Raw genomic sequence first — 19,116 nt, 5'->3', positions numbered from 1 at the left:
ATAATGGACGTAAAATCGACCACTGGGGACGCCTCCGGTGTAACCGACTGGGTAGACCGTGAAACCCTTCACGGCTACCTGTTCGCGTTACCGTACGTCGCCGTGTTCAGTGTGTTCCTGCTCTACCCCCTGGTGAAGGGGTTCTACATGAGCTTCTTCGAGTGGGACCTCCTGCAGCCAGCCCAGTCGGAGTTCGTCGGTATCGAGAACTACGTCACGCTGCTCTCTGACCCGCTGTTCTGGAAGGCGCTGAAGAACACAGCGTGGTTCGTCGTGCTCACCGTCCCGTCGTTGCTGATAGTGAGCATGATCATCGCCCTCGGTATCAATCGCGGGATCAAGGGCAAGAAGGTCCTCCAGTTCTTCTACTTCGTCCCGTACGTGATGACGGTCTCTATCGTTGGATTCCTCTGGCTGCAGCTCTACGCGAGCAACGGCGTGTTCACGGTGTATCTCGGGCGGTTCGTCGGTGGGATCCTGACGAACCAGGCGTTCGCACTGCCCGCGCTATCGCTGTTGACCGTCTGGTGGCAGGCCGGCTTCTACTTCGCGGTCCTCCTCGCCTCGCGACAGAACGTCCCGGAGCGGCTCTACGAAGCCGCTCAGCTGGACGGGGCCGGACCGTGGCGCCAGTTCTGGGACATCACACTCCCGCAGATGAAAAACGCCATCATCTTCGTCCTGATCGCGGGCACAGTCTTCCAGTTTCAGGTGTTCGGTCAGGTCGAGACGATGACCAGCGGCGGACCCAACGAGGCCACCATCACGCTGGTGTACTACCTCTACCAGCTCGGCTTCAAGACGTTCGATCTCGGGTACGGCGCGGCAGTCGGGTACGTCATCCTGTTGATCCTGATCGGCGTCTCGGTCCTGAACTACGCCATCGTTGGACAGGGGGTTGACGAATGAGTTCAGCGCTCGATTCGGCCGTCGAGAGGTTCTCGCTCGATCGCGAGACGCTCTACCGCATCGGCGTGTACGTGGTGATGTACGGGCTGGCATTCCTCTTCGCAATTCCGCTGTTCCGGATGTTCACCCTCTCGATGACGCCGTCCAACCAGCTGTTCGGCTTCAGCTGGATTCCCGGTAGCATCACCGTCCAGTACTGGGTCGAGATATTCACCGGGCACGACCTGATTTACCGCTGGATCTGGAACACGCTCGTGATCTCGACGATCACGACGACGCTCGTCCTGATCGTCGACTCGACGGTCGCGTTCGCGTTGACGAGGCTCGACTGGCCAGGAAAGCGGGTCCTGTTCGGCATCATCATCGCGAGCTTCATGGTCCCACCGCACGTGAACATCATCCCGCTGTTCACGTTGATCACCCAGATGGGGTGGACGAACTCCTACTGGGCGATCATCCTCCCGTTCACCGCGACGCCGCTGGGAGTCTTCCTCCTGGTACAGTTCTTCCGCGATATCCCGGAGGAACTGGAAGAGTCCGCCAGAATGGACGGCTTCTCCACGTTCAGGATCTACGCACAGATCATCCTGCCACTGTCGCTGTCGGTGATCACGGCTCTGGCTCTCTTCATGTTCGTCTGGAGCTGGAATCAGTACCTCTGGCCACTGATCGTCCTCAACAACGACGTGGCGTACACGCTGCCCGTCGGAGCGACCACGCTCCAGAGTGTCTACGCTGACGATGCGAACCGCCTGATGGCGGGCCTGGCAGTGATCTCGCTGCCCCTGTTCGTCGTGTTCCTGCTCTTCCAGGACAAGCTCATCTCGAGCGTCCAGATGCAGGCGGGGACCGGATAATGGTCGAGAACGCGTCCACCAGCCGGCTCGAAAACGGGCTGTCAGGGACGGGCGCGTTCATCTACGACAACATCTACTGGCTCGTCGTACTCAGTCTCTGCTGGACGATCGGGTCCCTGTTCGTCGTCACCATCGGTCCGGTTACGCTGGGTGTCTACGCCGCGATCCGCAACCTGGATTCGGACCGAAACCGCGTCGAGCCCCGTCGAGTGCTCGGCGTCGTCAGACGCCAGTTCGTTCCTGCGACCGTGTTTGGCCTGCTGCCGCCGCTGTTCCTCGGGTTCTCGGCCGGGTACTTCTACTCGCTCGCTGGCGGGTTTACAGCCCTCAAACTCGGATTGGCCCTGGTGACGCTGTACGTCGGGCTGTACCTCTCGCTGGTGATGATACCGACGTTCGTCGCGTTATCTACCGGCCAGCATGGGGAAGCAGCGCTTCGAACGGGCGTCCACTGGGTCGCCGCGAACCCAACCGTCGCGATGACGATGGGAATCGTGACGTTCGGGATTCTCCTCGTCTCCCTCGCGTTCACGGTCGCGTTCGTTCTCCTGTTCGCCGGGACCGCGTTTTCGGTCCACGTGAGAATTGTAGACGAGATCGCCGAATCGTAGGCACTGGCCGAGCTCTCGTCAGGAAGTACGGCGAACCGCTGGCCTCACGTCGAGCTAAAATCAGGTATCTTCGACGGGTTCCGGCAGTGACTCGTCGCCAGTGGGCAGGTGCCAGTGGTCGAGCGTCCCCAGGATCTCGGTACGGTCGCCGTCGACACCAACCCGTAGCGTCTGCCCGAGCGTTCCGCCGAATCGCTGGGTCTGTTCAGTCTCGGGGAGCTCGGCGATCGCTTCGAGTGACTCGCCCTCGAAGTCGAGGTAATTGAGGAACGAGTGGACGAGCAACTCCTCGTCGTGGGAGTAGACCATCCACGAGTACAGCTGAAACGGGGCGTCCGCTGGATTCGTCACGACGAGCCCAGAGTCGTTGAGCGGCCGGTACGGGCCGTGGAGTGACGCTGCAACCCATCCGTAGAGCCCATCGTACCCCTGTATCCCCGGCGCAAACCTGTGTTTGTGCGTGGAGATGAAGAGGTAGTAGTGGCCGTCGTGGTGGACGACGTGTGGACGTTCGAGCTCGTGGTTGACGCAGGCCCCAACGAGGAGCGGCGCACGGAGTTCCCACTCCAGGGGGTCTCCCGTCGGCGAGACGGCGACTCCGACACAGCCGTTGTACTGTCGGCCCGCTGTATCGTCGCCGCAGACCGGCGTCTCGTCGGTGACGGGAGCGTTCGCTTCGAACAGCAGGCAGGGTTCACCCGTCTCGGGGTCCTCGTAGAACCACGGATCTCTGAACGTGTAGGTCAGTCCCCCGGACTGGTCTTCCGTCTCGTACCAGTTGCCGTCGGGCTCCAGCAGAATTTCGTGGGTCCACGGTCCGTCGATCACTACCTCCGCTGACCCGGCCGTGACCGAGGCGGTCGTCGCCCCGGCGATTCGCTGCGTGTCTGTCGTTTCGACGTCGTCGCTGTGACCGACAGCGGTGTAGAAGACGTACAGGTCGCCATCGTCGTACAGCGCGCAGCCAGACCACTGGCGCTGGCCATAGGCGTCGTCGTCGAACAACTCACCGCCACACTCCCACTGCTTCCCGTCGCGTGAGTAGAAGTACCGGATAGACGCGACGTCGTGGCGGTCGCTCGGCAACATATCCGCGGGGGCAGTCAGCGAGAACGCCACCTGCCATCCGTCGACGGTGGTAACCTCGCCGTACCGGTCCCGCAGTAGCCACGTGTCCCAGATGTGAAGATCCTCGTCCAGTCGCGTCTGCGGTGGATCGATGATCGGAGCGACGTTCGTCGCTTCCCGGGTAATCGACTCCGTCTGCTCGCGTGTCCAGTACGAACAGGAGCGATCTCCCTGGACGCCCCGCTCATCGCCCAACGGGCGGTCAACCATACGATTCAGTCCAGTCCAACCTATGTAAAGTGTTGCGTTACCCGACTCTGGGAAATACCCGACTCTGGGAAATCGCCGGAACGGTAGTTCCAGGCGGACGGTGACTGGGATCGCCAGTTGCTCGCTCTCCAGCACATGCCTTCGGCAGACCGGAACAGAGTCGGGGGTGAGAGCACATCCGTCGACAGTAGCCAGACGAGGTCAGGAGCCGACCAACTGGCCGTGCACGGAGTACGAAATTATTTTACGCCCCGAACGGAACCTGCGCACGCGAACCGGACCCAACGGACAGACATCCATGGCGCCAGCACCAACTTCCGACGCGGTCGACGCATCGAGAGCCGATACCGTACATCCCGCAATTGCGGACTACCTGGCGGACACGTCCGTCGAAGACGGGCCGTCCTACCGGGACCTGTCGCTCGAAGAGATACGCGAGATGGACGAAACGAGTCCCCTGAGCAAAGACCTCGATATTCCCGTCGAACACGTGGAAGACCGAACCGTATCCGGTCCGAACGGGGAGATTCCAGTCAGACTCTACGATTCACGGACCGACCGCTCGGGGACGGATCCGGTGATCGTGTATCTCCACGGCGGTGGGTGGATATCCGGAAGCATCGAGACACACAACCGGATCTGCCGGACACTGACGACGAAGACAGGGTACCCCGTCGTCAGCGTCGGGTATCGACTGGCACCGGAACACCCGTTTCCTGCCGGCCTCCAGGATTGCTACGCCGTGCTGAACTGGGTATCGGATACAGCCACCGTCCCCGGGATAGATCCCGAACGACTAGTCGTTATGGGCGACAGCGCCGGCGGCAATCTCGCCGCAGCGACTGCACTGGTAGCCCGGGACCGCGGTGGTCCAGCGATCGCGCATCAGGTACTGATCTACCCTGCGATGGGAGCGGCCCAGACTACGCCGGCATACACGGAGAATTCGGACGGGTACGGCCTGACCGCGGAGATCATGGACGTTATCTACGACCGTTACACGGAGTCGGATATCGACGACGCGAATTACTACGCCTGGCCGCGAAAAGCGGCGGACCTCTCCGGCCTCCCGCCAGCGACGATTCTCACGGCGGGGTTCGATCCGCTTCGGGACACGGGAGCGCTGTACGCCGAACAGTTGCTGGAGGCCGACGTCCCGGTCTCGTTCACCAACTATCCAGCCATGGTTCACGGGTTCTTCGCGATGATAGGGGATCCGGTGGCGGTGGACCCCGCTCACGAGGCATACGAAGCGATCGCGACGAGATTGCAGGACCAGTTCGACTGAGACGACTCGAATCGGTCATAGTCAGTGTTTTGTTCCAGTCCCGGCGTTGCATAGACGTGCCACTCTCGACGATAGCGGTTACCGGCGGCAACGGGAAGATCGGCCGGGCGATCCTCGCGCACCTCAACGACCACGAGTACGAGACGGTGAACATCGCCCGCGGAAAGCAACGGGAGGAGGTCTCGGACACCTATATCACGACGGACCTGCTCGACGCGGGTGAGACCTACGGCGCCCTCGCGAAGGCCGACGCGGACGCCGTCATCCACATGGGAACGATCCCGGATCCCTACGGCAACCCCGACTTCCGCACGTACGAGAGCAACGTCATGTCGGCCACGCACGTGCTCGAAGCCAGCGAGTCGCTCGGTCTCGAATCCTGCTGTCTGGCCTCCAGTATCAACGTGATGGGCGCCGAACACCAGCAACGGGATCCCCAGGTCGAGTACCTCCCTATCGATGCGGACCACCCCCGAACGCCGGACGATAGTTACGGCATCGCGAAGCACGCCATGGAGGTGACCGCCGCCGGATTCGGCCGTCGTCCCACCTGCGAGACGACCATCGCTACCCTGCGCTATCCGTGGGTCCCGAACGAGGAGGAAGTGGTCGAGTACTTCGCCGAACCCGACCGCTCGATGGAGACACTCCGCGACGACGACCCGTGGTCGAACGAACAGGTGATGTTCTCCTACGTCCACATCGACGACGCCTGCGCCATTGCCCGGAAGGCCGTCGAGGCGGACTACGTCGGCCACGAGTCGTTCTGGGCCGTCGCCGGAGACACCACCGCCGACGAAGCGACCGAAGACGTCGTCGACGAGTTCTACCCGGACGCGGAGATCCGGCAGCCCCTCGAGGGTCACGAGACGCTGTTCGACCTCTCGAAGGCCGACGAATTACTGGACTGGGCACCGGAACGGAGCTGGCGCGACTACTGAGCACCTCCGTGGCAGGTGATCGCCTGGTCGGCTCCCGAACCGGCGAGGAGTCGCTGCCAGAAACCAGGCTGGGATATGCTTTTGTAGGCCGATGCGGAGGGTATTCACGTGCCATCGTATCAGACGACATTCCGCGACGAGAAGTGGCTCAGACAGCACGTCGGGGGCCTGTTGAACTTCTACTACCCGACGTGTATCGACCACCGCTTCGGCGGCTACGTATCCCAGTTGAGCGACGTCGACGGCCACGTCTACGACGGGAAATCGAAGCTGCTCGTCTCGACGTGCCGGTTCGTCTTCAACTTCAGCGTCGGAAAGATGCTCGACGGCCCGGACTGGTGTCACTCGGCCGCCCATCACGGTGTCGACTTCCTGCTGGAAACCCACCGCCAGGACGACGGCGGCTACCCCTGGCTCCTGTCGGGCCGCGAAGTCGACGACCCACAGCGAACTGCCTACGGCCACGCGTTCGTCCTGTTCGCGCTGTCGACGGCTGCGAAAGCAGAGATTCCGCGCGCTGGGGACCACCTCGAGGCGACGTTCCAGACCATCGACGAGCACTTCTGGGAGAACCAGCACAGCCTCTGCAAGGGGAAACTCGATTCTGAGTGGAACGAGGTCGAATCGTACCGCGGACAGAACGCCAACATGCACATGTGTGAAGCGTTGATCGCCGCGTACGAGGCAACCGGCGACGAGCGGTACATAGACCGGGCCTACAGCATCGCAGAGCGCCTCGCGCTCGAACTGACAGACGAAGGAGACGGCCTGCTGTGGGAGCATTACACCGAGTACTGGACACACGACTGGGACTACAACCGCGACGAACCGGCGCACCTCTTCCGACCGTGGGGCTACCAGCCGGGACACCTGCTGGAGTGGACGAAGCTACTGTGTCACCTCTCTGAACACCGAGACGACGCCTGGCTCGTAGACCGTGCCCGGCACTTCTTCGACGCCGCCGTCGAGAACGGCTGGGACGACGAGTACGGCGGGTTCGTCTACAACTTCGACCGCGAGGGGGAGCCACTCGTCTGGGACAAGTACTACTGGCCGCTGGCCGAGGGTTTTGCCGGCGCTGCTCGCCTCGCCGACTGTACGGGTGACGACCAGTACTGGGACTGGTACGACCGGATCTGGGACTATGCGTGGAACAAAGTCGTCAACCAGAAGTACGGCAACTGGTATTTCCAGCTGACTCGCGATGGGCAGGTCGAGAACGAGGCGATCGATGCGACGCCGGAAGTGAAGACTGGGTACCACCCTCTCGGAGCGTGTTACGACGTCCTTCGCTAGGGCCACCGGGTGGGCGACGGCGATACTGTGGGCGAAAAACGAGACCCCAACAGCTGACGACACGGAGATCCGGGGACTGCGTTGCGCGTATTTATCAGAATACAATCTATATACGAAATTTGTAATGAATGCAGATTCTCTTGGTGGGGTCGGTTTCACCGCTCTGAATGGGCAATCCAGCAATCTGGCGCAATATCGACGCCCTGCGATGGGATCTACAGTGCTTTCGTTGCTAGTGAGATTTTGAGGAGTTGCACCCGCGTACGGACAGTGCTGGAGTCGATCAGTGAGCCGTCTCCAGGTCAGATATTCGGGCAATACGCGTCGTTTCGTGAATAGTGGCCAGGTGTCGTTGATGCGGCAAACCGAGATGCGTTTTTGCGGCCGTGCATGGACACGGCCACCCATTCTTCGCGGCCGTCGTATCCGCGTCGGACCGCGGATTGTCGTTTCCAGCGACGGCGTTTCGGTGAGCGAGTCACCGCAGCTAGTGAGGCGGTCTCGCGTTCGTGTGCAAACAGATCGGTGCGAGCCACAATATATAGAATGTTAGGGAGATGTCGAAATAGCCATGAAATCTGATACTAGACTGGACGTTGCTGCGTTCGGTACTCCGGACGGCTTTACGAGCGGCGAACGGGTGTGTTCGCGTTTGCCGTCGTGTACGTTTCTGAGGCCGGTACGATCACACGGCAAAAGACCATGCGTGGACGTGGAGCGTCGAACGAAGTGTCAACTCGTCACTTGCCGTACTGTCTGACCTCGCCACGGAGGAAGAACCACCAGAGGACGGCGAAGATCACGAGCATCGGGATCGAGGCGACTACCGAGACGACGCCGGGCGGGACGGCTTCGAAGGTGAGCCCCACCGGGAGGGTGCGCCTGGCCGGGGTGTCGATGAGCAACACGGCGAACAGGAACTCGTTGTACGCGAGCATCCAGGCGAGCACGAACGCCGCCGCGAGTCCCGGTTTGGCGACCGGCAGGAATACCCTCCCGAACGCACCGACCCGGGTCGACCCGTCGACCATCGCCGCCTCCTCCAGCCACTCGGGGATCTGAGAGACGTAGGGGATCAGGAGCCACGTCGTGAACGGGAGCGTGAACGCGACGTAGGCGACGACGAGTCCGGCGTGGGTGTCGAAGAGGGGCGTGTCGAGAAAGCGGAGGTAGATCGGGATGGCGACGATGGTCGGCGGCACCATCGGAAAGAGGAGGAGCGCCCCGATGGCAGCGCGACGACCGACGAAGTCGAAGCGGTCGTAGCCGTACGCGGCGGTCACGGCGAAGCCGGCACTGAGGACGCCGGTGACAGTCGCCACGAGGACGCTGTTCCAGAGATATCGTGGGACGTCCGTACCAAACAGCGTGTACAGGAACGCGCCGAAACTGACGCCGTCGAGCCACCAGCGGAGTCCCCGGTCGAAGAACGTCTCGGGGCGGACCTCGTTGAGCGACAGCATCACCGGCCAGACGATGGGGAGGAGGACGACGAGGACGAGCGACCAGACGACACAGTGGAATGCGACGGGACCGAGGCGCTGGCGAATCCCGGCCGTCGCGTCCGCTGTACCTCCGGTCCGGCTCACGACTGTAAACGGCGGCGTGACGACCAAGAGCATACTGGTTCGATCGGGTGGAACGGGAGTCGGTCGCGTCTGCCTTCGAAGTGATCGAACTGATAATTGGCCCGCAGGAGATATATACACCGAAACGAACCATTCTCACGCTAGTACCGGCACAAGTACTGGCATGGGATGCCCCGGCCATCGATAGCCATCCCCCTTGACCCCCCTACTATCGCGCCGGGGCTTTTCGAGACAGTTGGTTAGCAACCCTAACCAGGATGGTGGTGACGTTACCCGTTCGAAACGAAGTAGTGGAGATGCCGGACGGTGCTGGTGACCCTTCCGGCAACCGACGAAGGCCAGTCGTCGAGGCCATCACCGTTCACGGCTGGCTTTTCGGGACTCACTTTTCGGCCAGCTGAGCGTTCTCCGGCCCCTCTGAGGATTTCCACTGGCGCTCACGTTCGGAGTAGGATTATAGACACACAGTGTCTCTCGTGAACTATGAACCCACTATTCTTCGCATCTCGCAACGAGTTCCGTACCTGGCTGGAAGCGCACCACGACACGGCCGAGGAGTTGTGGGTCGGCTACTACAAGGCCGACGCCGAGCGATCCGGTATCGGCTACGGCGAGTCGGTCGAGGAAGCGCTCTGCTTCGGGTGGATCGACGGCCTGATCAAGGGCATCGACGACGAGACGTACACCCGTCGGTTCACGCCCAGGAACCCCGACAGCAAGTGGTCGAAGGCGAACACGGAGCGGGTCGAGGCAATGGTCGAGGCGGGGAAGATGACCCCGGCCGGAATGGCACTCGTCGAAGCGGCGAAGGAGTCGGGCGAGTGGGCGGCTGCCTATCGGCTCGCCGACGACCACGAAATCCCGGCCGAACTCGAGGCAGCGCTGCGTGAGAACGAGACCGCCTGGGAGAACTTCCAGCACTTCTCGAACACTGACCAGCACGCTTTCATCGCGGCCGTCGAGGAGGCGAAGACGGACGACACCAAGCAAAGGCGCATCGAACGAACGGTCGAACTCGCGGCACAGAACCGCCGAGCGTACGACGAGAACAACAAGCGGCGGCTGTGATGGGGCCTTTTTGGAGGCAACCGTCCTTCAACAAACCTCTTCTTCTCGTGTTCCATCGCGTCACAGTTGAGGACTACGTTACGACTTTGCTCACCGGAGATGGTGGTGCAGTACGTGCCCTGTATCTCTTACTCGTTTGCTAGCCAGACGCCGTCGCGACCGGTCTCGTCGAGATAGTTGTTGAGCGCGTCCTGCTCGACCTTGCTCAGGTCGCTCGTATCGACATCCAGCTGTCGGTACAGGACCTCTTTCTTCAGCGCCTTCCCGATGGTCGAGCTATCGATGACGCGGTTCGCACCCCGAATCGTCAGTCCTGCACCTTTCGAGAGTCCTCCAGCGATGGCTCCTTTCATCCAGCGAGTTGGCGCCGTCGCCGTCCGGTAGCCGTTGTAGGCGAACGGCGCTGCGGCGGCGATGCGCGTGTCAGACGCTTTGTCTGCGAGTTGTGCAACTCGTGCGCTGTTCTTCCCGGCACTGACGGCAGCAGTCCCCGCGAGCGTGAGCGTCGCCTCGAAGGCGATCATCCCCAGGTAGTAGTTCGTCCGGAAGTGCTCGTAGAGCGCTCGCTGGTCGTTGAAGTCGTAGGGGTTCGCGAGCTTCATCTGGCGTTCCATGCCATCGGCCATCGCTTCGAGCGTCCCACCGACACCGCGTTGTTTGAGCACCACGACGATCTGTGCGACAGACTTCGCGTACGCCTCGAAGTCGTCGGTCATTGCTTTGACCGCGCCAGCCATCTGGCCGGCACCAGCACCGAAGCCGGTCACCATCCCCAGGGCGATGGCCATGCGGACGGAATCCTTCTCCCAGCCGGCCTGTTCGGCCATGTGGACGTAGGCCGTCTGTCGCTCGTAGACGACCTTCGAACGCGTGTTGCCGTGGGCGTCTTCGAGGACAACGCGCGTCGCCGCGCCGGTCAAGCTATCGATGCCAGTCTGTATCTGGTTGGTCGTATAGGACGCGGCGTAACTGTGGCCTTCCCGGTCTTCTGGCGTGCGCTCCCACGTGACCTTTCCGTTGTGCGTGAGCCTTGCACTCGACAAGCCGAAATAGTCCTGTGTGCTAAATCGAACGCCGTAGAACGTCTTCCCAACGTAATCGTTTCCGAGATTCTCGGCGTCGCCATCTACTGCGGACGGCTGGTAGATGTTTTTCGAAATGACATTCAGCTTCGGCGGGTTGACGTCGAACATCGTGGGGTCGGCGTTGACCGACTGTTCCTGTCCGTCGCCCAGATTATCGCCATCGGTGTTCGGTTCGTCTGGGTCAGTCCCCAGTTCTTGCTCCATCGCGTCACTTAGTCCGTCATTGTCTGAGTGTCGCTGGGTCGGATCCGACGTGACAGTCGGCGTTTTGACGAAGTCCGTGTGGTCGGCCGAGTCGTCACCGACTGCTTCGACGAACTCCTTCGCATCCTCGTGGTCGTCGATGATGTGGATTTCCCAGCCGTTCACTTCCTCTCGGTCCGTTAGTCCGTCGCCGTCGGAGTCGACCCTGGAGGGGTCCGACGTAGAGTCGACGATTTCCCACGTACCACCGCGCTTGGCGAACTGCACCTCTTCGTCGTCGTCGAGACCGTCGCCGTCGGAGTCGACGCTGTAGGCGTCAGTCGTGAACCGGTTCCCGGTCTTGGGGTGGTACCAGGTCTGGTCCTCGACGTGGTCCCAGATCCCGTCGCCGTCCGTGTCGGCCTGGACGTCGAAGGAGTCGATGGACGCCTTTGCACCCCTGGTCTCGAAGCGGAACGTGACCGTCTCGCCGGCGTACTCGGAGACGTCGACGCGTTCGGTCGTGGTCCGACCGCCCGTGGTTCCGAGCTGGATGGTCTCGCTTTCCCCTTCACCGCTGATCCTGAGTTCGACGTCGGAGTAGTAGCCGTGAGACTCTGCTTCATAGCGAAGGTCGGCGACGAGGCGCTCGGCGTCGTCGAGCGTGGTCGTGACGACGCCCTCACCGCGGACCGGACAGCCCTCGTCTACACGAATGACGTCATCTCTCGTGAGCAAAAGATCGACCTGGAACACGAGGACGACTTCGAGTGGGTCTGCTTTGTCCCGACCAAAGACGGCCAGCGTGGCGCCCTCACGAAGTACTTCGGAAAGTTCGCCGACCGCGACGAGTACAAGTACCGCGGTATCGAGCTTCGCCAGCGTTCGACGCCCGAATACATCGCAAACGTCCAGCGTGACCTCATCGATTCGCTCCACGAGCACCGCGAGCCGGAGCCAGTCGTCGACCGACTGGCTCGGCACCTGAACGACGTCCGAAGTGGGTCGGTCGACCCGGAGAAGCTAACGATCCAGACGCGCATTTCGAAACCCCTCGACGCCTACCAGCAACAGAATCGGACCGTCGACGCCCTGCAGCGATACCAGGACCACGGGATGGAGCGCTCACCTGGCCAGGACGTCAAGTACGTCGTCGTCGACGACGAGAAGCGAAGTCGTGAGCGAGTCCGACTTCCGTTCGAAGCAGACGAATACGACCAAGCGTTCTACGTCGATCTGCTCTTCCGGGCGGCCGAGAGTGTTCTCTCACCACTGGACTGGGACCGTGAACGGATCAAACGCTACCTCCGAGAGACACAGAACGCGCGATTGACGAGTTATTCGTAATCCTTTGATTGGGTGTTCGGTAGGGTCAATTACGCCATAACATACTCTCCGGCGATCATCACTGTTTGTGAACGTCGAATCGGCCAGAGAGGATGTCCGTGTAGCTATTCTTCTCGTGGCTTTGTCTTGACTATCTATCACGCCAGCGATGCAGCGCGTACAAACACAGACCGGCGACGCCAAAACCACCTGCCAGACCGAGCGAATCCTGTCCACCCTGACCTCCACCGAGTGCGTAGATCGCTTCTTCTGTCATCCCCAGTAGCCCGCCGGGTACGGGGCGTTGTCTACCGACGAAGGACTCCTCGCCCCTCCCCCTAGGGACGTAGCCCTGGAGCAGTCCGTCTAATTTGAATTGGTTCACTTCACGCCCGTCTTCTGTGTCGTACACCGTGACTGAATTAGCGTTCGTGACGTAAACAGCACCGTTCACACTGAGCACGTTGGACTGCCCCGTCAGTTTTCGCCGCCAGCGAATCGTGCCGTCCCTCGGGGCGACCGCGTGGAGACTCTCTCTGTGCACACTGAAGAGATGATCTGGCGAGGAAGCCAGCATCGAGACAGGGGCCGATATCTCCCGTTGCCATGCGGTCGTTCCATCTGTCGCCTCGAGTGCGATGAGCCTGTTGTCCTGCGACGCAGTGGTGTCCACGCCGTAGGTATAGACGCGTTCGTTTTTCACGAGCGGTCCTTGGAAACTCCAGCCAAGACTATGTGTCTCGAAGGTCCGGTCCCATTGCTGGTCTCCCGTCTCCTGGTCGAAAGCGAGCACGTCTCCAGATTGGTCTCGCACAATTACCGAATCACCGAAGAGAACGGGAGCTGACTTAGTTAGCGTCGGGAGTGCCGATTCCCATCGAGGCGTCCCGTCCACAGCATTGAGGGCCAGGACTGTTCCCGGGCCGTCGGTAGCTGTCGTTCCGAAGAAGAGCTGCGACCCGTCGAACTGTAACGGCGTCTCTATCGGTCCGCCGATGTCGCGGCGCCAGATTTGCTCTCCGGTTGCTCTGTCCAGACAGTAAATAGATCCCTGTTCTGTCGGAAAGAACAGCCGCTGGTCGGTGGGATTGATGAACAAGAACGGCGTCTCACCGAGAGACGTCGACCACTGTTCGGTACCTGTCGCCGTTTCGAGAGCTACGACGCGGCCATCCTCTGTCGATACGTAGCAGTTACTCCCGTAGGGAACCGGGGCGACATATGGACGTGAATCGAACGACTGGCGCCAATTGACACCGAGCGTGCCCTCTGGTGCGGCTACCGAAGCATGTCCGGAATTCTGGCGGTCGGCTAACGGAGCGGGCCACGATCTCGTCAACGGCGCAGCCTCGACTGTCCGCGCGACGAGCGCGGTACCGCCAAGTGCTGCCAGGAACGCTCTACGCCGGCATTTTGTCATTTAGAGTTGCCTCGTGACTGGTTATTCTGTACTATAGTCCGTCTGTAGTTGCAGTGCATCCCCACCCGAAAGAAAAGGTTCGTTCCGTTTTAACCATATACAATATCTCCGATTATCTCCTTCATGGAGAATTGCGTACCGCGAGGTCTTTCAACGCGTGTTTCACCGACATCGACGTATCGATACACCAGCCTGAACGATCTATTCTGTTTTTCCCCAACTGAGTCGACCGCAATCCGAGAGAGGGTCTGGTTCTGACGGTCGATGACGATCGTCAGCGTGGAATTGTATGACTGTGGGAGATCGAAAGCACTCACACCGGTCACCGCTGAGTTCACTGCTGTGTCGTTTCCGGCTTGTAGCACGAGCGTCGTCTGATTCGAGGAAAGTACAGATAGCTCAGTTTGCCGGATGGGCGCTGGTGCGACGATCGACATCGGGCCCGTATATCGAAGCGAATGGGCTTCGTGCCAGTTCCCGCTGCCGGAGTAGTTTTCGTTCGTCCACCCGCTCCCTTCTGTTCCGAATTGAGCGGATGCCCACTGAATACTCCCGGTCGAATTGACCTCCTGTAACACCATGAGATACCTCTCTCGGCTATTATCAATGCGCAGTTTATGTTCCGTTACCGTGGGGCTCGCGCTATCGCTCGTCCGCCCTTTTACAGTGTGATCCATGTTGGCCGTTCGATGAATCGCCGAAAGCGCTTCAGCCTCCGTCGAACTGCTCGCGGTTTTCGCCGGAACCGAATGTGAATCGGCCACATCTGCTATTCGTACACCAGCCACGGCTGTAAGGAGGAGCAAGAGAGCCAAAAGTAGGTATCGTCGTGAGTGTGATTTTGTGAACATAGTCGTTCTAAAATATCTTGTTTTGTGACTGGTTCGTTACTATTGCCGTTTCGAGTGAGGTTTTGTCTCTGAATCTATCAGCGCTACTCCTCGGCAGTTGTTACGTGGGATTGTAACCCTGGCTAGGTCCGTGGGGTCGCAAAGACGAATCCCCCGGTATTCCCAGATATCACTCGGTCGGTACTCACGAGAGGCGTCTGGTGGAAGCTCGAGTGTTCGATCTCCCCGGTCTTTACCACGGAAACCGTCTCACCGGTCGATTTCGATATGCCGACTAGCCTATTTGGGCCGCCGATGTAGACGTTGTCCGGACCGACACCGGGTGGCACGACAGAGCGGCCTTGCCCGCCGTTGTGCCAGATGCGTTCACGGGTTTGCAAGTCGATCTTCTCGACGTCGCCGTCGAACGTCGCCAGGTACGCGACGTCGCCGTCGACCGTCGGGGCAAGCCACTTTTCCGTGGTGGTCGAGTACTGCCAGCGCTCCGTTCCATCTTTCGAATCGACCGCGTACAGTGTGGCGTCTTGGGGGCCCACGTAGACCGTGCCGTTCGCGACAGTCGGGGCCAGCACGTTTTTGCTACCGGTGTCGTACTGCCATCGCTTCTCACCGGTGTCCGCGGCCAGTGCGTACAGGACACCATCTTCACTCGCAACGTATACGGAGTCGCGCGTTACTACCGGCCCATCGCGTAGCGTCCCACCGGTATCATAGTACCACAAGAGTTCGCCATCTGTCGGATCGAGTGCCACTGCGACGCCGTCGAGATCGTTGTAGTAGATAGCGTCAGTGCCTGGATGGGACCCAAGTCCAGTGACCCCCGAGGCGGAGTCCAACGGTTGGACGCTCCATCGGTGGTTCCCCGACTCAGCATCGACAGCGACGACACCGTCCCGGAACCAGCCGCCGTAAACGGTTTCGTCGTGCAGGTGCACTCGAAGATAAGAATCCCCTGCACCATCGTAAATCCACTTTGGTTCCCCAGTGGCGGCGGATAATCTGTATATCTTCGAATCCGCCCCCACGTACACCGAGTCGTCGCTACCGACTATCTGGGCGGGAAGGGCGTCGCCGACCTCAATCTTCCACTCGATACCGCGATCACCGTCTCCAGTGACACGCGAACAGCCGGCTGTGAGTGTCGTCGCCAGCGCCGCCGTACTGAGGAACTCTCGCCGATTCATGTCACCCGTAGATTGTCATATCGGTGTCCATCTCGTCTAGTTCGGTTCGTGTCTCTCCGTGCATTCTCGGCATCGTCAAAAGCTTCTGGGATTCTATCTAGAATCTCGTTCTGAGAAGCAAGATAGGCACGAGAAACAGAAGACGTCCCCTCAGAAGATAATCGCACCGACGTTCGATATCTCTGGTCCTCCCGTAGACAGTTAATGGCTCGAACGGCCGACAATGACACGTGATTGTCGCGATGATCACCTTCACATTCGAAATAGTGGGCCGCGTCTGAAATCGGCGATGAAAACCCGAACCGGATCATCTGGAATGTCTCGGGGCCGCTCAACGTCAGTCCGCCCGTAGCCCGAATACCTGATCGTCACTTCGGTCCCCAACTCATTGTAGATAACCAGTCTCTCCAGTCGTCCGGTCTCCGTGTCAACAGTCATCTGCGCCGGATTGTCCCGACAGCAGACGTGCTTCACCCCGCGAATATAGACCATCTCCACAGCCTGTGGGCCGCTGACGTTGTACGTGGCGTGAGTTCGATTTCGGGAGACGACGCTCACGGACTGATTCGAGAGGTTCCCGCCTCGATATCGGTGTACCTGCGACACCGGTGCCTGGATCGGGTTACGCCAGTCACCGCCGCGGCCCTGTTTGAGCCACGCAGTTTCGCCCTGTATATAGGTACTTAGAGAGGGGTCGGCGGGAAGCTCGCCGTGGTACGGTTGGGTCATCGAGTAGCGTCGTGGTGTCCGATCGTACCGGGCAACTCGGTAGAACGAGATCGAGTTTTCGCCCGAATGACTGTACTTGTCGATTCGGATGCGCTCAGTTCGACTCGTCGCATCTGTCCGCTCGAGTGCGTGCGTGACGGTGTCGCTCGGATCCAAGTCATTCTGCAACTGTGAGTCAGGCCCCGTTTCGGCAGGAGAGTCCGCAGCGACTTGAATAACTGCGACTACTGATACCGCGACAAAGAGGACCAGCACTAGAACCCAGCCATATTGGCTTCGTTTCATGGATACTTACCCAGAGACGGTAATCTTTGGTCCTGTAATTCCAGGCTTCTCATAACCACGTAGGTCGCTATTTGTCTCTTTAGTCTTGATTTCGTAGGCTACATCGAAGCGCTCCACAGGGACTTCTTTCGGCGATCCGTCGATCACTCGTACAGCGGCGACTGTCAGGGCAGTTCCCAAGAGCACGACGCCGATTACGACTTTCGGGTGAGACCTGAACATCGGGCTCAGTTTGATACGGTTACAGATGGCCCAGTCATATTCATGTGCCCATACTTGGCCAGGTCCCGTCCTTCTCTCTGGACTTGATCGAGAAGCTACTAGTTCTCTTTGAACGGAATGTTCTACCATGTCCTCCGTATGAAGTGGATTATCATAGTCCCTGGATCCGGTCATATACACAGTTATTATTGCGTATTAACCTATTTTGTACTGGCTGGATCCGTGGCGTGACGGGCAGCCAATTCGGTTCCTGATTCATATATCTGCTCAGTCCTTTACAGTAACTTAGGCACTTCTCGCGATACAGTTGCTCCAAGGACGGTGTACTCATGTCCATTCCTCATTCACGACCTCGGCGAGTCCATCCTGCTCCAGTTCGTCGACACCATCCGCGAGGTCGCCGAACAGCGAGACGGTCGGCGAGCGACAGATGGTCCGGGGCCCGCCCGGACCGATCGAGGCGTTCCTCGGCCACCTCCGGGCGCAGTCCCTGACCGTCGTGGTGGAACGCGACGAGTTCGACGCCGGCGAGCGCGTCGTCGAGTTCGTGAAAGTCGCCGACTCCACCGAGGGCCGGATCCGCCACTACTTCGCGGGCGCCGTCGTCAACGAGTGACGCCCGAAGAGCAGGGCTCACGGGCCCTGTATGTTTCCACGACCGATCTTCCGCCGGGTACCCATACGAAAATACTTTGAGTATGGTAATCACTCGTTGGGTATGTTCGAAGTCGTTACCCGAAGGGAAGCCATCTACGGCGGCGTTCTGGGGTTGACGACGTCCCTCTCGGGTTGTTTTCTCTCCGATAGGAATGGTGGGGGTTCGAAGTCAGAAACCACGCAGACGGGGCGAGAGCTTTCGAGACCCATCGAACCTGCTTCGAAGGCGTTGCCTGCACTCGAGGGGATCCAGCCCGCGTACCGCGTCGATCGGCGGCGGACGGGATACAATCCCGACGCCACGTTCCCGGAGACGAAACCGACTCGGCAGTGGTCCCGTGATTCCTCGGGACTGTTCGAATCCACCCCTGCAATAGTCGATGGAACGCTCTTCATCGGGAACGACGGGGTCCTGGCCATCGACGTATCGGACGGTGGGGTCCAGTGGCACTATCCGACGGACGCGACCGTGACGTCCTCACCTGTGGTTCACGAAGGGACCGTCTACGTCGGGAGCAGAGGAGGGACGGTGTACGCCATCGATGCGGACTCGGGGACGAAACGGTGGGCGTTCTCGACCGAAGACATGATCCTGTCCTCACCGATCGTGGGTTCAGACGCGCTCTACGTCGGCTCCCACGATACCCGGCTCTACTGCCTCGAAGCAGACACCGGCGACCAGCGATGGGCCTACCGCACCGACGGTGTCGTTCATAGCTCACCAGCACTTGCCGGAAACGGAGTCTACGTCGGTAGCGGTGACGGATACCTGTACGCGATCGATACTGCGACTGGGGACGTTGCGTGGCGGTTCGGCACTGGTACTCCGGTTTCTACCACCCCGGTAATCGCCGACGACGTGATGTACGTCGGGGACACCGACGGCGGCTTTTACTGTCTGGATCGGTTCTCCGGCCGGCGTCAGTGGGCGATTTCGGTCGACTACGGCGTGTACGTTCCGCCGGCAGCGACGGACGATACCGTCTTCGTAACTCCCTCCGGTAACCGGATGTACGCCCTGCACCCTGGGACCGGAGAGACAAAGTGGGAACACCAGTTCGAGAGTTCGATCAACTCGGCGCCGCTAGCCACCGACGAGGCCATCTCCGTCGGTACCAACGACGGCTCCCTCCACGTGTTGAACGCTTCTTCTGGAACTGAACGATGGAGACTCGGGATGGAACGGGTCGTAACGACTCCTGCGGTCACCGACAGAACGGTTTACGTCGGTGGAGACGAAGTGTACGCATTCGGAACGTCAGGGACGTGACTCGAAA

The 19,116-nt window shown here is 60.2% G+C and carries 16 protein-coding genes and 1 pseudogene; 10 read left to right on the top strand and 7 right to left on the bottom strand.

Annotated elements, in window-relative coordinates:
* Window positions 1-3 precede the first annotated feature (3 nt).
* The 3 genes from BM337_RS08555 to BM337_RS08545 are packed head-to-tail and all read left to right on the top strand — an operon-like array spanning window position 4 to window position 2,377.
* Complete coding sequence (locus BM337_RS08555) at window positions 4-909, top strand: carbohydrate ABC transporter permease (protein WP_089815989.1); 906 nt, start codon at window positions 4-6, stop codon at window positions 907-909.
* The gene (locus tag BM337_RS08550) at window positions 906-1,766 is read left to right on the top strand and encodes a carbohydrate ABC transporter permease (protein ID WP_089815987.1); all 861 of its coding nucleotides are present in this window, start codon (window positions 906-908) and stop codon (window positions 1,764-1,766) included. Before BM337_RS08555 ends, BM337_RS08550 begins: the two co-directional genes overlap by 4 nt.
* The gene (locus BM337_RS08545) at window positions 1,766-2,377 is read left to right on the top strand and encodes a hypothetical protein (protein ID WP_089815985.1); all 612 of its coding nucleotides are present in this window, start codon (window positions 1,766-1,768) and stop codon (window positions 2,375-2,377) included. The genes BM337_RS08550 and BM337_RS08545 overlap by 1 nt, the downstream gene beginning before the upstream one ends.
* 60 nt (window positions 2,378-2,437) lie before the next feature.
* Here the strand turns inward: BM337_RS08545 and BM337_RS08540 are convergent, their stop codons facing one another.
* Window positions 2,438-3,715, bottom strand: a complete 1,278-nt coding sequence (locus BM337_RS08540; RefSeq protein ID WP_143117671.1) for a glycoside hydrolase family 68 protein — start codon at window positions 3,713-3,715, stop codon at window positions 2,438-2,440.
* Between the two features lie 100 nt (window positions 3,716-3,815).
* On the opposite strand from BM337_RS08540, the gene BM337_RS08535 reads away from it, so the two are divergent.
* From BM337_RS08535 to BM337_RS08525, 3 genes are all read left to right on the top strand, one after another.
* Window positions 3,816-5,003: an alpha/beta hydrolase gene (locus BM337_RS08535; RefSeq protein ID WP_218155540.1), complete on the top strand. Its 1,188-nt coding sequence runs from the start codon at window positions 3,816-3,818 to the stop codon at window positions 5,001-5,003.
* A gap of 56 nt (window positions 5,004-5,059) precedes the next feature.
* A complete protein-coding gene (locus BM337_RS08530; protein ID WP_089815981.1) occupies window positions 5,060-5,944 on the top strand; it encodes an NAD-dependent epimerase/dehydratase family protein in 885 nt (294 codons plus the stop codon).
* Window positions 5,945-6,052: 108 nt separating this feature from the next.
* Window positions 6,053-7,240 carry an AGE family epimerase/isomerase gene (locus BM337_RS08525; RefSeq protein ID WP_218155539.1) on the top strand — a complete coding sequence of 396 codons (1,188 nt, stop codon included), beginning with the start codon at window positions 6,053-6,055 and terminating at the stop codon, window positions 7,238-7,240.
* Window positions 7,241-7,980: 740 nt separating this feature from the next.
* Here the strand turns inward: BM337_RS08525 and BM337_RS08520 are convergent.
* Window positions 7,981-8,829, bottom strand: coding sequence for a carbohydrate ABC transporter permease (locus tag BM337_RS08520; RefSeq protein WP_177227361.1), 849 nt, complete (start codon window positions 8,827-8,829; stop codon window positions 7,981-7,983).
* Between the two features lie 483 nt (window positions 8,830-9,312).
* Here BM337_RS08520 and BM337_RS08515 point away from each other — a divergent pair, with 483 nt between their 5' ends.
* Window positions 9,313-9,897 (top strand): YdeI/OmpD-associated family protein, encoded by a 585-nt coding sequence (locus BM337_RS08515; RefSeq protein WP_177227358.1) that lies wholly within the window; start codon window positions 9,313-9,315, stop codon window positions 9,895-9,897.
* Window positions 9,898-10,025: 128 nt separating this feature from the next.
* Here BM337_RS08515 and BM337_RS21550 read toward each other — a convergent pair whose 3' ends face one another.
* Window positions 10,026-11,453, bottom strand: a complete 1,428-nt coding sequence (locus BM337_RS21550) for a hypothetical protein (protein WP_143117670.1) — start codon at window positions 11,451-11,453, stop codon at window positions 10,026-10,028.
* Between the two features lie 321 nt (window positions 11,454-11,774).
* On the opposite strand from BM337_RS21550, the gene BM337_RS20515 reads away from it, so the two are divergent.
* Window positions 11,775-12,512 (top strand): DNA polymerase domain-containing protein, encoded by a 738-nt coding sequence (locus BM337_RS20515; protein WP_177227356.1) that lies wholly within the window; start codon window positions 11,775-11,777, stop codon window positions 12,510-12,512.
* 130 nt (window positions 12,513-12,642) lie between these two features.
* On the opposite strand, the gene BM337_RS08500 is transcribed toward BM337_RS20515, so the two are convergent.
* The 4 genes and pseudogenes from BM337_RS08500 to BM337_RS20510 all read right to left on the bottom strand — a co-directional run bounded on the left by BM337_RS08500 (window position 12,643) and on the right by BM337_RS20510 (window position 16,675).
* The gene (locus tag BM337_RS08500; protein WP_245778628.1) at window positions 12,643-13,590 is read right to left on the bottom strand and encodes an outer membrane protein assembly factor BamB family protein; all 948 of its coding nucleotides are present in this window, start codon (window positions 13,588-13,590) and stop codon (window positions 12,643-12,645) included.
* Window positions 13,591-13,599: 9 nt separating this feature from the next.
* Window positions 13,600-13,911, bottom strand: a pseudogene (locus BM337_RS21870) (hypothetical protein); the annotation flags it as partial.
* Between the two features lie 973 nt (window positions 13,912-14,884).
* The gene (locus BM337_RS08495; protein ID WP_089815970.1) at window positions 14,885-15,946 is read right to left on the bottom strand and encodes an outer membrane protein assembly factor BamB family protein; all 1,062 of its coding nucleotides are present in this window, start codon (window positions 15,944-15,946) and stop codon (window positions 14,885-14,887) included.
* Window positions 15,947-16,198: 252 nt separating this feature from the next.
* Window positions 16,199-16,675, bottom strand: a complete 477-nt coding sequence (locus tag BM337_RS20510) for a hypothetical protein (RefSeq protein ID WP_143117668.1) — start codon at window positions 16,673-16,675, stop codon at window positions 16,199-16,201.
* A gap of 814 nt (window positions 16,676-17,489) precedes the next feature.
* Here BM337_RS20510 and BM337_RS21730 point away from each other — a divergent pair.
* Window positions 17,490-17,798: a hypothetical protein gene (locus tag BM337_RS21730; RefSeq protein WP_281244892.1), complete on the top strand. Its 309-nt coding sequence runs from the start codon at window positions 17,490-17,492 to the stop codon at window positions 17,796-17,798.
* 30 nt (window positions 17,799-17,828) lie between these two features.
* Window positions 17,829-19,109, top strand: coding sequence for a beta-alanine-activating enzyme beta-propeller domain-containing protein (locus BM337_RS08480; RefSeq protein WP_089815964.1), 1,281 nt, complete (start codon window positions 17,829-17,831; stop codon window positions 19,107-19,109).
* The last annotated feature ends 7 nt before the right edge of the window (window positions 19,110-19,116 follow it).

The organism is Halomicrobium zhouii (assembly GCF_900114435.1).
Classification (GTDB): domain Archaea; phylum Halobacteriota; class Halobacteria; order Halobacteriales; family Haloarculaceae; genus Halomicrobium; species Halomicrobium zhouii.
Note: the sequence above shows the minus strand (reverse complement) of the source record. Positions and strands in the feature narration are given on the sequence as shown.

Bases quoted from the DNA above. Each gene is read 5' to 3' on its own strand.
- BM337_RS08555 (WP_089815989.1), top strand. From the start codon at position 4: ATGGACGTAAAATCGACCACTGGGGACGCCTCCGGTGTAACCGACTGG.
- BM337_RS08550 (WP_089815987.1), top strand. From the start codon at position 906: ATGAGTTCAGCGCTCGATTCGGCCGTCGAGAGGTTCTCGCTCGATCGC.
- BM337_RS08545 (WP_089815985.1), top strand. From the start codon at position 1,766: ATGGTCGAGAACGCGTCCACCAGCCGGCTCGAAAACGGGCTGTCAGGG.
- BM337_RS08540 (WP_143117671.1), bottom strand. From the start codon at position 3,715: ATGGTTGACCGCCCGTTGGGCGATGAGCGGGGCGTCCAGGGAGATCGC.
- BM337_RS08515 (WP_177227358.1), top strand. From the start codon at position 9,313: ATGAACCCACTATTCTTCGCATCTCGCAACGAGTTCCGTACCTGGCTG.
- BM337_RS08495 (WP_089815970.1), bottom strand. From the start codon at position 15,946: ATGAATCGGCGAGAGTTCCTCAGTACGGCGGCGCTGGCGACGACACTC.
- BM337_RS20510 (WP_143117668.1), bottom strand. From the start codon at position 16,675: ATGACCCAACCGTACCACGGCGAGCTTCCCGCCGACCCCTCTCTAAGT.
- BM337_RS08480 (WP_089815964.1), top strand. From the start codon at position 17,829: ATGTTTCCACGACCGATCTTCCGCCGGGTACCCATACGAAAATACTTT.